Source organism: Limnoraphis robusta CS-951 (assembly GCF_000972705.2).
On the sequence record NZ_LATL02000017.1, the window covers coordinates 1 to 13238 of the forward strand.

Sequence of the window (13238 nt, forward strand, 5' to 3'; positions counted from 1 at the left end):
AAATAATATTAATAAACCCGCCCCGTTTGTTTGGGTTAATTGTCAGGGCGGGTTGATATTGGTTATTTGTCGGAGTGGGGCGGGTTTATATTGGTTATTTGTTAGAAACATAAATCTTGACGGAACCCGCCCCTACAAATTGGTGACGGGTTGGGGGGGTTCAAATTGATTTGTTCATCCCAGAAATAATATTAATAAACCCGCCCCGTGAGGTAGAATAAGCCAGTAGAATCCCTGTGATGAATCATAAAAACGTCGCCAGTTGAACCTGTGATCGCGTAGCCATTCGGAATTGAGCCGTAAAAACTTTCATTATATTCGAGTATCTCATACTGCGCTGCCTGCATTGCTTTTTGAATACATTCTTGAATCATTTTTCCCCTTTCATTTCTCGGTTTATAAATTGATGGGTTAACGCGAAGATAACCCATTTTAAACTTAAACTAATTTTTTTACAATTCGTCAGGGTTAATGCCTTGCGATCGCAATATTTCTGCTAATCGTTCGGCTCGTTGGCGTTGTTGTTCTAATTCAAGTTCTGCGCGTTCAGCCCGTTGTCGTTCATTTTCAGCCCGTTGATATTCTTGTTGTCGCAATTGATCAAGTTCTACTGGAGTTAAAAACTTTTGTCCATCGGGTCGATAAATTTCCAGTCCGGTTTCTGTTAATTCAAAGCGAATTTCTAGGCGAGGACTCACCCAACCGTTCATGGGTTCGATGGGTTCTAACCAATTTTCTATTCGTTGTAATCCGGTTAATTCTTGTTTTTTAGGATCATAAAGATAATATTCTTCAACTCCATATCGTTGATAAAATAACAACTTTTCAGCCATTTGTTTAGCTCGATTTCCAGGGGAAATAATCTCAAAGACAACCTGGGGTGTAATATTATTTTCTTCCCATTGTTGATAAGAACCTCTGTCTCCTTTGGGACGACCAAAAACAACCATGACATCTGGGGCTTGACGAATTTTGTTATTTCCTTCAACCGGATACCAGAGTAAATCGCCTGCAACAAACACATCTGCAACGGATGCGAATAGGATTTCTAGATTTTCTTTGATCGTAACAATCCAGCGAAATTGTTGAGTATTATCTGCCATTGGTTGACCGTCACTTTCTGGATAGATAATTGGGGTTTGAGTTTCTGGTGTCAGTTGGTGTACCATGATCGCTTAAAATATAGATTGCCAAGGCTTCATATTTATTATGTACGATTCTAATTTATTACTAGCATTTGAATTTACGTCCCCCGGCCCGATTATGATTCAGTTAGGGCCAATCGCCATTCGTTGGTATGGTTTTTTAATTGCATCTGCGGTATTAATTGGCGTGACACTCTCTCAATACCTCGCCAAACGTCGCCAGGTTAACCCGGATTTAATTGGAGATTTAGCAATTTGGTTAGTGATTGGGGCGATTCCCTGTGCCAGACTTTACTATGTGGCTTTTGAGTGGGAAAATTATGCTGATAATCCGGCAAGTATGTTCGCCATTTGGCAAGGCGGAATTGCAATTCATGGTGCTATGATTGGTGGGATAATTGCGGCTTTAATTTTTGCAAAAATTCAGAAAGTTTCTTTTTGGCAATTGGCTGATTTACTGGCTCCTGCTGTCATTTTAGGTCAGGCGATTGGGCGTTGGGGAAATTTCTTTAATTCGGAAGCGTTTGGTAGTCCGACTGATTTACCCTGGAAACTTTATATTCCCTTACAAAATCGTCCGCCTGAATATGCCAATTTTGAATATTTTCATCCGACGTTTCTCTATGAATCCCTGTGGAATCTTGGCGTTTTTGCGTTGTTGTTGAATCTATTTTTTCGCGGACTTCAAGGAAAACCACCCTTAAAACTGGGAACGATATTTTTAGTGTATTTTGCGGCTTATAGTTCAGGTCGAATTTGGATTGAAGGACTACGAACAGATAGTTTAATGTTTGGGCCGTTGCGAGTGGCTCAACTGGTTAGTTTAAGTGGTATTCTGTTAGGATTAGCAGGTTTAGCGTGGCTTTATTTGCTCAATCGTTCTTTACCGGATGTTGTTTCACGCAACCAACAGCGAGATCTATCCTAAAAAAAATCCCTAGATTTAATCATCTAGGGTTTCAACCAGGGTGCATCTACCATTATTATTATCTAGTTCAGTTGGCGAATATCCGGACAGTAAAACTCAACAAAAAAAATGCCCCAGATTTAAAAATCCGGAGCTTCAACCAGGGTGCATCTACCATTCTCTTTATCTAGAAAAGTTTGCGAATATCCGGAATAATAGGTAATTAAAAAAAAAATGCCCCAGATTTAAAAATCCGGAGCCTCAACCAGGGTGCATCTACCATTCTCTTTATCTAGAAAAGTTTGCTAACATCCGGAACAGTCCGACAAAATTTTTGATTTTTTGGAATTACAAATGAACACACAAACGACCAACTCACTTCAACCTGCTGTTTACATTGTCGGTGCAGGGCCAGGTGATCCTGAGTTGCTGACGGTGAAAGCGCAACGACTTCTAGCGCAGGCGGATACGATTTTGTATGCAGATTCCTTGGTGCCTAAACAAATTTTACAGGGCGTGCGTTCTGATGCGGAACTGATTGCTACAGCCAACAAAACCCTTGAAGAAATTGTGCCGATGATGATTGAACGGGTGCGACAAGGACGTTCTGTGGTGCGTCTGCATTCGGGTGATCCGAGTTTGTACAGCGCGATACACGAACAAATTCATCAGTTAGCGGAAGCAGAAATAGCGGTTGAGGTGGTGCCAGGAATTAGTGCTTATCAGGATGCGGCGGCGAAATTGCAGGTGGAATTAACGATACCGGAGTTGGTGCAAACGATTATTTTGACTCGTTTTAGTGGGCGGGCGACATCGGTTCCTTCTCGGGAGGCTTTGGCGAGTTTGGCGGCGCATCAGGCGAGTTTGTGCTTATATTTGAGTGCGCGTCATGTCGAACAAGCCCAGGAAGAATTGCTTGAACATTATCCGGCGTCAACTTCTGTGGCAATTTGTTATCGTTTGGGATGGCCGGATGAAAAAATTCGCATCGTTCCGTTGACGGAAATGGCAAAAGTGACAGTTGAAGAAAAGTTGATTCGGACAACGCTTTATGTGATTAGTCCGGCGTTAGGAAAGGGGAAAACAAACACGCGATCGCAATTATATCATCCTCAGCATTCCCATTTATTTCGCCCAAATTCAAAAAAATCTCAACAAGTTGGTGAAACTTCCGCATAATTTTTGATTTCATATAGGGCAATGTTATTGGATTTGTAAAAATGAATCAATCTCAGCCCCCATTATTGGGGGTTTGGGGGCAAAATGAAACCGTTTGAAATGAATTAAAAACCATGAATTTTAATCAAAAACACGCAATTATTACAGGCGGTTCGAGTGGAATTGGTAAAGCGACGGCGAAATTGTTAGCGACGAAGGGGGCAAATGTAACCATTATGGCTCGTTCTCCGCAGAACTTGGAAATAGCAAAGGCGGAAATAGAAGCGGTAAAATTGCAGTCGGAACAACGAGTTTTTACTCAAGTTGTAGATGTTTCGGATCGCATGAAAGTTGAGATAGCGATGGAGAATTCTGTTCAAGAAATGGGTGTTCCTGATATTTTGATGACATCGGCGGGAATTTCTATTCCGGGTTATTTTAAAGATGTACCGATAGAGATTTTTGAACAGACAATGGCGATTAATTATTTTGGTTCTTTGTATGCGGTGCGGGCGGTTTTACCCTATATGGAACCGCAAAAAAAGGGGAATATTGTATTGATTTCTTCGGGGGCGGGATTGATTGGAATTTATGGTTATACGCCTTATTGTCCGTCAAAGTTTGCTTTGCGAGGGTTAGCAGAATCTTTGCGAGGTGAACTCAAACCGTTAGGAATTCAGGTGACTATTGTTTATCCGCCGGATACGGATACACCGCAGTTAGAAGCAGAAAATAGAACTAAACCACCGGAAACAAAACGAATTACTGAAACCGCGAAAATGTGGCAACCTGAAGATATTGCTCAGGAAATTTTAAACGGAATTAAAAATAATTCGTTTGCGATCGCACCGGGAATTGAAATGACGTTATTGAGTCGGTTACATAGTTTGTTGGCGCCGGGATTAAATTTGTATTTTGATCGAATTGTCACTCAAACTCGAACGAAAAGATGATATAATGGTAATACACTAATACCAAACTGACGTTTTAAGTTTAAGGGGTTTCTTGATTATGGTTGATCTTCAAGAACAAAATTGGATTAATCTGTTTGGGCAGTATGAGTCAGATAGTCCGGGTTGGTTTGGAACTTGGACAACTTATTCTCCAGAGAAAGAGGTTTTAAAAACCTTTCAAGGCGTGCGTTGTTTTCGAGCCAATGCCAATAAAACCGTTGTGACTCATACGAATAATTATACATATTCTGATGGTAGCACTTCCTCAAAAAGTTGGACGCTTGAAAAAGAATCTTGTAGTCAACCCGATGGGGTAATACATCCCGCACTTCCAAGCATGAGAGCGATTTATTTAAGTCCAGATGCAACGGCTGTTGTCAGTCAAAAACGAGAAAGCGATCTATCTTTAGGTGCTGAACTATTTTTTTATTACGAAGATCAGCGTACCAGTATCATTCCGATCTACAATGAACAAGGTCAACTGGAAAAAATTGTTCAAATTCGTGAGCAATGGGGTCATTTTCCTGAACATCCACCTACCGAAACAATTACTCAACTCTCAGGAAGTTGGAGGGGAGAAAAGCGAACAATCACACCCGATTTAAAATGTTCAGAACCGGAGAAAATAGAAGATTTTAGCTTCGATCAAACTTCAGATAAAAATCAATTAATGTCGCTACCCGATGGTTTCTTTTGTTATCCTCAAAAATCGATAAAACTGGGAGAACCATTTCAAATTAAAGCGGGTCAGCTCGTATCCGAACAGGAATACAAACAAATTACCGTTGAATATGACTATTCTGGAACTTTTGTCAGCTTAATTTTTGAAGTTTTACATCGTCAAAGCTAGTGTTTTTACAGGAGTTAGGGTTTATAAATCAGACTCAAATATTCTCGATAACTGCAAATTTTATCATCTCGAACATCAAAGGAAATGGCAACTTGATTTTGATAGGGTTTTCCGAACATTAAGCCTTCGGATTTTCCCTCAAAAACAACTGTTGTTTGATTAGAGGTCATTCGTTCGAGGGTGAATAATAAACCTTGACTAAACACTTTCTCAGACACATAACGCAGAAATTCAGCCATGCGTTCTTTTCCTTCATTTAACCCTTGATAGGGGCCAGCCGGAAAGGAAAAAGTAAAGTCATCACTTAACATTTCTATGAATTTTTCCCATTCCCCTGTGGCTAAACCGTGACGAAAATGTTCAAAGGCTTGTTGAGCAATTTCTACAGTTTGCGGTGTTTCTGACATGGATAAAAACTAAAGATAATTGCTGTGATTATAGCCGATTTTACTGCTACAGTCCATCAATCTCTTCCTCAAGGATTCGCAAAATTCGAGCAATGTATTCGATTCGCCATTGTTCTCGTTGTTCGGAAATGCGTTCATCGGGTTGATAGTTTTCAATCTCTACTGTTGATAAAATTCCTTTTGTTTCTAACAGTCGTTCTACGGTATCAAGACGTTCACGCAAGACCGAAACTTCACCTGCTAATGCCATAATTATAGCTAACATTTTATCCTCTTGAGGATCATTGAGGTAAACAGGGCGCTGTCCTTTGGCTGTTTTTAGCATTTTATTTTCCTCTAATTGTTGTCTCTGATTCTTATTTTTGGGCGGCGATCGCAAACCAAGTTGGACGAACGCTAACGGCTGGTGTTTTTTCAGGTTGAGAACGGTTTGGAGTTTTACAACTGTGTTTGAGAACAAAGGCTTCAGTTGTTTTTTCTGAAGAAAAACCTGCTTCTGTTACAATAGCGGTTAAATCTAAATCTCGCATTTCACTCCAAAAGGGTTCATTATTGTTAAGGGTTTGCCATTCGGAAATAAAGGCGGTATAAGCATCCATATGTCGATATAAGGGCGCATCTAGATGAATCATTATTCCCCCAGGTGACAACAACCGATAACATTCACGCATGACATTCTTAATGGCAAAAGTGGGAATTTCATGCAATAAAATATGAGAGACAATTAAATCAAATGTTCCGTCTGGAAAGTTCGTGTTTTCCGCATTTTGTTGAGAGAAATTAACTCGTTTATTTAAGGCTTCTGCCCGAGCGTGAGCATATTGTAACATGGGCGCACCAATATCAATCCCATGAATTTCTGCATCGAGATAAGCATCAATATAGGGCAGGGTACTATGACCGACTGCACATCCCATATCCAGTATTTTTTGAGGTTTGAAATTAGGATAATTGGGCTTGAGATAATTTTGAATCACTGAATGACCCATATCATCATTAAGAGTTCCTAACCAACCGCGACCATAAACAAAAACACCCCGATCATAAATGGCGCCGACTGCGAGGTCGTTTTCAATGATTTCAGTATGATATCCTCCAGGCATACAATGAATATCAACTTCGGTCATATAAGCCGGAATTTTGAAGTTTGGATCGAGTGTTAAAGACCCGATTTGATTTTGTATATTTTTAGCTTTTATAATCAGTTCGGGAAGTTGACGTTCAACACTTGAACCGACAGACTCCCACATCATTTCCTGTTGAAATCGCTTTAAAATACTCCACCAGCGATAATAGGATTGATCTTGCATCGCCTGTAAAATATCATGGCGATTTTGGGGAGGATGTTGATGTTTTTGTTCAAAGTTTGGCTTGGCAACATTTTCATAAATTTTTTTATTGTTTGATGCCATTTGACGGTTAATATGAACAGATAGACTTTGCATGAAGTTTTGACGGGCTAACTCATCATGCGTCGTTTGGGGCATCATTGAGTGTTGAAATTGTGAGTTCATGGTTTAGGTGGTGTCAAAAAACAAAGAAGTTACTAGGGTCATAAATCCCCCCAATATTGGGAGTGTGTGAGTTCGATGAAAGGCTGATTGTTGGAAAATGCAGGCGTTAAAATGGGGTCTTGAGACTCAGACTGTCTCGAACTCCGATTCAGTGATTTTCTATTTAGATCTTCTTAAAGATTGGCTGTTGTTTGCTGTATGGGTTGATACGGTAATTTTTGAATGAAATCTGGTAAAATATCATCTAAATTTCAACGCCAAGTTTTTATTATGAATTATAAACAATCAAGAATTCAATCGCTAAAGTTCACTGAAATCTAGACAAATTTTGATAGAATGAACACCACAGGCGAGTTTTGAAAAGGTAAAGGACTGCTAAAACGTGGAAATAGATGATTTTTTGAGTGTTCCGCCGATTCCAGAGGATTGGGGTGGAGATGGTCAAAGTCGTATGAGTTTATCGGGGCGGCGAACCGCTATTTCTGATGAGTATAAACCTCGTGAGTATCTGTTATTTGATAGCAATTTAGTTTCCGAAGAAAACGACTGGAAAATTCCTGGAATGCCGGAAAATATAGCCCCTATAACCCGTCGTTTGTTGAGTTGGCATGATTGTGGCGCATCAACAGCTAAAGTCGTTTTCCCGCCTGAATTTACTGCCCCAGAAGGCATTTTTACCGCAGACTTAGAGATTTTTGTATTAACAGGTGAAGTTCAAGTTGGGGAATGGAAGCTACCCAAACATGGCTATTCTTTTATTCCGGCTGGTGTGAAAGTTGGGGAATGGAAAGTGTTAGGAAATCAACCCGTTGAACTCCTCTGGATGGAAAATGGGCCTGTTCCGTTGCAGTATAAATTCGCTGAAAATACGGTTCCAAATGCGAGAATTGGTGATTATATTCCCGCACTAGATACTAAACTTTTACCTTGGGCTACAACCAATACCGTTCAATTTGAGGTCGCCAAGAAAAAATGGTTAAGAAAAACTCAGAATGGTGGGGTTTGGTTGTTAACAATTTTTCCTCACTATGATGGTCACTATTCTATGATTCAAGCCTACAATGAAGATGATTTTTGCCTATCTGGATATTTGGATCTTGGAGATTATCGAGTTCAGAAAGATGGCTATTGTTACTGTCCTAACTTGAGTATTCTTCCTCGTCACATTACGGATGAGGGATGCTTATTTTTCGTTAGAGTTGATCGAGATTTATCAAAACAGGGAACTGTAATTTCTTATAAAAATGATTAAAATTTAATCACAACTTTTCCACAATTTTTACCCTTGAGTAAATAATCTACTGCCGAGGGAATCGATGCAATTCCTCTAAATTCTGTGGAATCAACGATGACTTTAATTTGACCGGATTCGAGTAAATTAAACAAGCGATTTCTGGCTTCTGCACTATGTTCTTGATAGAGTGGCATCAAAAATCCTCTGACTGAAGCCCCTTTCCAAAACAATTTTTCATAAATTCTAGGTTGATTGACAACTTCTAACTGTTCTGCATATTCAGAAATAAAACCAACAACAACTAAACGACCTCTAACCGCTAAATGATTAACAGAAATATCAAAAACTTTGCGACCAATACATTCAAAAACTAAGTTAATTCCTTTCGGATATTCTCGTTGAAGAACCTCGTTGATATCTTCTGTGCGATAATTAATTACTCTGTCGCAACCGAGTTTTTTCAGTAGGTTTGCTTTCATTTCTGAACCACAAGTTCCGATGACATGATTTCCCGCTAATTTTGCTAATTGAACGGCGATATGTCCTGTTCCTCCTGCGGCTGCGGTGACTAATATTGTCTCCTGAGTTGTCATTTCTCCCACTTGTTCTAGGGCGACTAAAGCTGAAATTCCAGTGGGAATTATTGTTAAGATTTCTGGGGTTGCTTCGGGAACTTTGATAGCGAGATTTCCATCAATCACTTGATATTCGCTATATCCACCCCCTCGAACTGTTGTAGCGACAGTATCCCCTATTTTAAAGGTTGTAATATTTTTACCAACTGCTATTACTTCTCCCACTGCTTCAACGCCTAGTTCAAAGGGTAGAGTGGGGTTAAAATAGGGGATTTTTCCTTGACATAATAAAGTATCAAAGCCTGCATTGACTCCAGCAAATTTATTTTGAATAATAATTTCATTTTCAGCAGGTTCACGTAGGGGAATAGTAATGATTTCAACAGCAGATTTAAAGTCAGTGCTAACTTTACTTGCGATTAATTTTTTGTAGGTTTGATGGTTCATTGAATATTAAATTACATCATAATTTTTTAAAATCTTATTCATTTCAAAAATTTTTCTATTAAGTTAGCAATCGTTTCATATTGTTGATTCATCATCCAAAGTGTACCGTTTTCAATCATAATCTCTTGACTGTGAGGAATAGCTTCTGATAACCAAGATTGATTTTCGGGTTTAGCTAAACCTACTTTTTCTAAAGGTTCTAACGCTTTATCTCCGGTTAAAACTAGAGTTTGAGATTTAATCTGTTTAAATCTTTCTTTCGCCAACAGACAATATTTTCCTACAGCAACACCTGGATATATAGGAGAAGCGAAACATTTTAAATCATCAATCACACAGCGATGATTTAACTCTCCATTTCCCACATAGTTAACACGAGCAAGCCAACATTGCATTAAATGAGAACCATCTTCTTTTATTTGAAATCCAATTGAATATCTCTGCACGATTTTTTCCTGTTCTTCGGCATCAAACCCATGCACATTACAAAGGATTAATTGATTGATTCGTTCAGGATAAGTCGCTGCAAGTTCACCTGCAATATAACCGCCCGTTACACTTCCGAGAACATGACTTTTTTCGATTCCTAAGTGATCCCAAAGTTCAATCACATTTTTAACATAATCAGCAACAGAATATTCTCTAGGCGGTTTATCTGAATCTCCTAACCCCATTAAATCCATCGCAATGACTTGTCTTTTCTCAGCTAAAATCGGAATAAGTTCTCGAAATTCATCACTGCTTCGAGGGGTCATGTGTAGCAGTAAAATCGGTTCTCCTTCGCCAGCAATGCGGTAGAGAATTTGTCCGTCTTCTGTATCTAGATAAGCTCTTTTCACTTGTGATTTCATTATTGCTATTTTTCTGTTAAGAAGGTAATCTAATTTAAAATTATTACATTCGTTCTTCTTGAATCAAAGTCCGTTGATAAATTTGATGATTTTTGAACCATTGCCAGGTGCGGGCGCGATAATTATTGCAAGGGCTAATTTGAATCATTTCATAAATATAAGCATCCGGTATTCCTTTATAAGCCAACCATAAAATGAGAGTAGAGTCATCAGCTTCCCAAGCTTTCCCGGTAATACGTTCGGTATCAAAAATCAGTTTATTATCTTGATAGGTTGCTGGAAATTGATGTTCTTCTTGTTTACCATTTTCCCACTGATAACGGTTAATTTGAAAATAGGAATAATCCCCCGTTTGGGGAAATTGACAAGTTAAATGAGATTGATGTTCATCAATAATTTTCCCTTCGGTGTTAACGAGGGTATAAGTTCCTTTCCAGTCACCTTCATGGCGGGCTAAAACAGGCATTTGTTCGCGTAGGTTCACCCTAATTAATCCTCCTCTTTTCAAGTTTTGATTTAAGAATACCTAAGTTTAACAAAAGAATGATGATTTTTTTGCTTTTTTATAAACTTTTTAGTTTTGTTAATACCACCAGGGGTCTAAAACAGATTGTATTTTAGTTAACAGGGCTTTTTTACGGAAAAATCGCTGCATTGAAGCTGCCCCCATTCGTGAACCTCCCAAACCTGAACATTTAAACGAATTTTTTTCACCTTCATTAATTAAAGCAGTTAAAGCTGCATCGTTAATACTAATTGCCCCTGCTTCTATCTGTTGAGCGATTTCTAATGCTTCTGTTTGTGAAGCTGCAAAAACGGCTGCACTCAAGCCATAAATGCTGTCATTAGCGAGTTTAATTGCTTCTTTGGGAGATGAAAAACTCATCACAGGCATCAGAGGCCCAAAGCTTTCTTCGGTCATTATTTTCATCCGATGATTAACCTGAGTTAACACCGTTGGACGACACCAAAATCCCCCATTTAATTCTTCAACTCGACCTCCAGTATTAATAATAGCACCTTTTTCAGTTGCATCTAACAAATGTTCAGCAATAATGGTTGCTTGTTTAGCTGAAATAATCGGCCCAATTTCACCGCTTTTAAGGTCAGGATAGTTGAGAGATAACTGATTGGCTTTTTCAACGAGTTTATTCACAAAAATATCCTGTATTGACTCAGCAACATAAATGCGTTCTATGGACAAACAAGACTGTCCGGCGTTAATCACAGAACCCCATAAAATAGCTGAGGTTGCTTGTTCTAAATCAGCCGACTCTAAAACAATAACAGGATCTTTTCCTCCCAATTCTAAAAACGCCGGAATCAACTGTTTAGCAGCTAATTCAGCAACTTTTTTGCCTGTTGAAACACTTCCTGTAAAACAAATCGCATCAACATTTTCAATGAGATGTTTTCCGGTTTCTCCTGCCCCTTCAACATAAGCTAAAATTTGGTTTAACTGGTGAACAGACTGAATTGTTTTAACGAGTGGCTTAATAAATCGAGGGGTTATTTCACTGGGTTTAATCAGAACTGCACAGCCAGCTAATAATGCCGGAATTGCATCAATTAAAGACAGTAAAAAAGGGAAATTCCAAGGACTAATAACTCCAACCAAAGGATAAGGAACCAGTTGAGATTTAATCTGAATAAATGGAATCGCGGTAGTTTTTTCTTCTGTTAAACAAAGTTCTGGCGCGAGTTTACACCATCGATCTAAACTAGAAATAACACCATCAACTTCCATCACTGACTCTCTCATTCTTCCCGTATCTTCAACTAAAGCTTGAATTAAAGCTTGTTTTTCAGAAATAAGGGCTTGCTTCCACTGTTGTAAAACTTCGATTCTCTGATGAATATCTAAGCTTTTCCAATAGGTTTGAGCTTGTCGTAAATGATGACAATTTGCAGTAATTTCTGCCTCGCTGGGAGGGGTAATAAAATAGTCAATTGTTCCGGTTCTGGGATTGCAAACTTGAATTGTGTTGTCCATGTTTTAAATAATTTCCTGTTGAATCAAGTGATTAATCGTTTGTTGCTGAGTTTTAATAAAATGTTGGCGTTCAATCTCTCCTTCTAACATGGTATTTGCGGGATAAAAATCAGTTTGTTGATAAGTTTCAGTATACAATCCTGAACGATGACGTGCTAACAAATTTTGAATTCCAGGGCGTTGGCGGTTGCGTCGGAGGGCGGCTAAATCAATTTCTGCAAAAGCTGCCATACTTTCTCCCGCTCCCGTTTCAGCCAGTAAAATACCTCGATAGTCGATAATTTTGGAACCGCCATCAGTTGAAGAACTGGGAAGCGGAGTGTTAATAATTCCTGCTGTATTCGCGGAGATAACATAAGCCATATTTTCCACAGCGCGAGACACTTTAGCGGCTTCTTTGGGGAGTCTAGCATCACCATAAATTTCTGAGGTTGGATGCAAGAAAATTTCAGCCCCTCGTGTTGCAAAAGTTCGAGCAAGTTCAGGAAATAATATTTCATCGGAAGCGATAGTTGCTAAATTGCCAATTTCTGTTTTTGCCACAGGAAAAACCCCAGCTAAACCATAACAATCTAGATATTTATCCCAAACATCATGGGGCGTAGGCGTGTACATAGAATTCAATCTTCGATACCGCAAAACCATTGTCCCCGATGGATTGAAAATAAAGCAGTTTTGAAAATATAAACCCGGAAAATTAGGATCAACTTCATAGGCATTTCCCGCCAGAAAGATCTTGAATTTTTGTGCAATTTCTGCTAATCTATCATAAATAGGATCATCCATTTCTAAACAGGCTTTCTGCGCCCAAATACCTAACGGTTCCCCCATCGGAAAACCTGTTAACCAATATTCAGGAAGTAACACCAAACGACAGTCTGAACCAATAAACGCTAAACTTGCGGCAATTTTCCCCCCCAAACTCTCCACAGCTTTCGTCATTATGCTTCGAGCTTCAGAAGGGCTACTCGCAAAATTAACCGCCTGACAAGTTAACTGAAGTGCTAAGGCTCGAAAAGATTCGGTTTCTGTTGGGTTTGCTGTCATAGGAAATAAGGCTTTGCTCATATTCGTTGTTAAAAGATGTTACATCATTCTTCTGAAATTAAACTACTTTTTTGAATTTTTTATCTCAGTTTTTTGATTGAGCTTTATAATTTTTTGTTAAGTAACTTATATAGTGCTACGCGCTAGGGAACAGGGA

General features: G+C 39.0%; 15 protein-coding genes. 5 read left to right on the forward strand and 10 right to left on the reverse strand.

Annotated elements, in window-relative coordinates; all coding sequences use genetic code 11:
• Nucleotides 1-191: 191 nt before the first annotated feature.
• Nucleotides 192-431, reverse strand: coding sequence for a hypothetical protein (locus WN50_RS01515; RefSeq protein WP_046276733.1), 240 nt, complete (start codon nt 429-431; stop codon nt 192-194).
• 21 nt (nt 432-452) lie between these two features.
• Nucleotides 453-1169: a Uma2 family endonuclease gene (locus tag WN50_RS01520; RefSeq protein ID WP_046276732.1), complete on the reverse strand. Its 717-nt coding sequence runs from the start codon at nt 1167-1169 to the stop codon at nt 453-455.
• Nucleotides 1170-1209: 40 nt separating this feature from the next.
• Between WN50_RS01520 and lgt the strand changes: the two genes are divergently transcribed.
• The 4 genes from lgt to WN50_RS01540 all read left to right on the forward strand — a co-directional run bounded on the left by lgt (nt 1210) and on the right by WN50_RS01540 (nt 5013).
• On the forward strand, nt 1210-2073 hold the full coding sequence (gene lgt, locus WN50_RS01525) for a prolipoprotein diacylglyceryl transferase (RefSeq protein ID WP_046276731.1): 864 nt from the start codon (nt 1210-1212) through the stop codon (nt 2071-2073).
• A 333-nt stretch (nt 2074-2406) separates the two neighbouring features.
• Nucleotides 2407-3231, forward strand: a complete 825-nt coding sequence (cobM, locus tag WN50_RS01530) for a precorrin-4 C(11)-methyltransferase (protein ID WP_046276730.1) — start codon at nt 2407-2409, stop codon at nt 3229-3231.
• Between the two features lie 113 nt (nt 3232-3344).
• Nucleotides 3345-4163, forward strand: a complete 819-nt coding sequence (locus WN50_RS01535) for an SDR family oxidoreductase (RefSeq protein ID WP_046276729.1) — start codon at nt 3345-3347, stop codon at nt 4161-4163.
• 58 nt (nt 4164-4221) lie between these two features.
• Nucleotides 4222-5013, forward strand: coding sequence for a DUF3598 family protein (locus WN50_RS01540; protein ID WP_046276728.1), 792 nt, complete (start codon nt 4222-4224; stop codon nt 5011-5013).
• A 14-nt stretch (nt 5014-5027) separates the two neighbouring features.
• On the opposite strand, the gene WN50_RS01545 is transcribed toward WN50_RS01540, so the two are convergent.
• From WN50_RS01545 to WN50_RS01555, 3 genes are read right to left on the reverse strand one after another with little or no spacing between them, the layout of a single operon-like run.
• The gene (locus tag WN50_RS01545; protein WP_046276727.1) at nt 5028-5420 is read right to left on the reverse strand and encodes a nuclear transport factor 2 family protein; all 393 of its coding nucleotides are present in this window, start codon (nt 5418-5420) and stop codon (nt 5028-5030) included.
• Nucleotides 5421-5466: 46 nt separating this feature from the next.
• Nucleotides 5467-5745 (reverse strand): hypothetical protein, encoded by a 279-nt coding sequence (locus WN50_RS01550; protein ID WP_046276726.1) that lies wholly within the window; start codon nt 5743-5745, stop codon nt 5467-5469.
• A 31-nt stretch (nt 5746-5776) separates the two neighbouring features.
• Complete coding sequence (locus WN50_RS01555) at nt 5777-6934, reverse strand: class I SAM-dependent methyltransferase (RefSeq protein ID WP_046276725.1); 1158 nt, start codon at nt 6932-6934, stop codon at nt 5777-5779.
• 382 nt (nt 6935-7316) lie between these two features.
• Here WN50_RS01555 and WN50_RS01560 point away from each other — a divergent pair, with 382 nt between their 5' ends.
• On the forward strand, nt 7317-8186 hold the full coding sequence (locus WN50_RS01560) for a DUF4437 domain-containing protein (protein ID WP_046276724.1): 870 nt from the start codon (nt 7317-7319) through the stop codon (nt 8184-8186).
• On the opposite strand, the gene WN50_RS01565 is transcribed toward WN50_RS01560, so the two are convergent.
• The 5 genes from WN50_RS01565 to WN50_RS01585 all read right to left on the reverse strand — a co-directional run bounded on the left by WN50_RS01565 (nt 8183) and on the right by WN50_RS01585 (nt 13081).
• Nucleotides 8183-9190, reverse strand: coding sequence for a zinc-binding dehydrogenase (locus tag WN50_RS01565; protein ID WP_046276723.1), 1008 nt, complete (start codon nt 9188-9190; stop codon nt 8183-8185). The genes WN50_RS01560 and WN50_RS01565 overlap by 4 nt on opposite strands.
• Nucleotides 9191-9228: 38 nt before the next feature.
• Nucleotides 9229-10041: an alpha/beta fold hydrolase gene (locus WN50_RS01570; protein WP_046276722.1), complete on the reverse strand. Its 813-nt coding sequence runs from the start codon at nt 10039-10041 to the stop codon at nt 9229-9231.
• 43 nt (nt 10042-10084) lie between these two features.
• Complete coding sequence (locus tag WN50_RS01575) at nt 10085-10525, reverse strand: DUF3598 family protein (RefSeq protein WP_235440792.1); 441 nt, start codon at nt 10523-10525, stop codon at nt 10085-10087.
• Nucleotides 10526-10624: 99 nt separating this feature from the next.
• Nucleotides 10625-12034 carry an aldehyde dehydrogenase family protein gene (locus WN50_RS01580; protein WP_046276720.1) on the reverse strand — a complete coding sequence of 470 codons (1410 nt, stop codon included), beginning with the start codon at nt 12032-12034 and terminating at the stop codon, nt 10625-10627.
• A 3-nt stretch (nt 12035-12037) separates the two neighbouring features.
• Entirely contained in the window at nt 12038-13081 is a 1044-nt protein-coding gene (locus WN50_RS01585; protein WP_046276734.1) for a nitrilase-related carbon-nitrogen hydrolase, read from the reverse strand.
• Nucleotides 13082-13238: the final 157 nt, after the last annotated feature.

Excerpts from the sequence above, each read along its gene's own strand:
- WN50_RS01515 (WP_046276733.1), bottom strand. The coding sequence starts at position 431 with ATGGGTTATCTTCGCGTTAACCCATCAATTTATAAACCGAGAAATGAA.
- WN50_RS01520 (WP_046276732.1), bottom strand. The coding sequence starts at position 1,169 with ATGGTACACCAACTGACACCAGAAACTCAAACCCCAATTATCTATCCA.
- lgt (WP_046276731.1), top strand. The coding sequence starts at position 1,210 with ATGTACGATTCTAATTTATTACTAGCATTTGAATTTACGTCCCCCGGC.
- cobM (WP_046276730.1), top strand. The coding sequence starts at position 2,407 with ATGAACACACAAACGACCAACTCACTTCAACCTGCTGTTTACATTGTC.
- WN50_RS01535 (WP_046276729.1), top strand. The coding sequence starts at position 3,345 with ATGAATTTTAATCAAAAACACGCAATTATTACAGGCGGTTCGAGTGGA.
- WN50_RS01540 (WP_046276728.1), top strand. The coding sequence starts at position 4,222 with ATGGTTGATCTTCAAGAACAAAATTGGATTAATCTGTTTGGGCAGTAT.
- WN50_RS01545 (WP_046276727.1), bottom strand. The coding sequence starts at position 5,420 with ATGTCAGAAACACCGCAAACTGTAGAAATTGCTCAACAAGCCTTTGAA.
- WN50_RS01550 (WP_046276726.1), bottom strand. The coding sequence starts at position 5,745 with ATGCTAAAAACAGCCAAAGGACAGCGCCCTGTTTACCTCAATGATCCT.
- WN50_RS01555 (WP_046276725.1), bottom strand. The coding sequence starts at position 6,934 with ATGAACTCACAATTTCAACACTCAATGATGCCCCAAACGACGCATGAT.
- WN50_RS01565 (WP_046276723.1), bottom strand. The coding sequence starts at position 9,190 with ATGAACCATCAAACCTACAAAAAATTAATCGCAAGTAAAGTTAGCACT.
- WN50_RS01570 (WP_046276722.1), bottom strand. The coding sequence starts at position 10,041 with ATGAAATCACAAGTGAAAAGAGCTTATCTAGATACAGAAGACGGACAA.
- WN50_RS01580 (WP_046276720.1), bottom strand. The coding sequence starts at position 12,034 with ATGGACAACACAATTCAAGTTTGCAATCCCAGAACCGGAACAATTGAC.
- WN50_RS01585 (WP_046276734.1), bottom strand. The coding sequence starts at position 13,081 with ATGACAGCAAACCCAACAGAAACCGAATCTTTTCGAGCCTTAGCACTT.